Source organism: Pseudomonas sp. SIMBA_067, from assembly GCF_046534675.1.
Taxonomy (GTDB): domain Bacteria; phylum Pseudomonadota; class Gammaproteobacteria; order Pseudomonadales; family Pseudomonadaceae; genus Aquipseudomonas; species Aquipseudomonas putida.
Window position 1 is genome coordinate 1 of the sequence record NZ_JAWRYH010000113.1, and the last position, 364, is coordinate 364.

Here is a 364-nt window from a genome sequence, read left to right on the forward strand (position 1 = left end):
CCAGTCTTGATCATCGTTGTCTCCGGCATCAGGTGATGATTGAGCAAACCATGATGCCGCAGTCTGATCGAAATGTCCGGGGTTGCCGTACCGGATTGATTACCCTGTCAGCGGGCCAGTATCGCCTGATGATGGTCGATCGAAGGCACAGCGTCCTGAACGCGCCGAGCCGTCAGCCATTCGCGCATTCGCGCAGTATCGAAAATCTGCCCCTCCTCCATCATGGTCAGGATGAGCGTTTGGGACATTCGGTAACATCCACATCGGGAACAACACCGCGCTTCCCATCCGTGGGCGCATTCGACAGTTTCAGCCTGCCCTGCGCAGATCAGACAACTCATGTAAGCCCCCTTTTATTGTTCTT

The 364-nt window shown here is 55.2% G+C and carries 1 protein-coding gene; it reads left to right on the top strand.

Annotated elements, in window-relative coordinates; translation table 11 throughout:
- Window positions 1-35 precede the first annotated feature (35 nt).
- On the top strand, window positions 36-364 hold a 329-nt coding region (locus SB765_RS28305), incomplete at its 3' end, for a hypothetical protein (protein WP_410932311.1).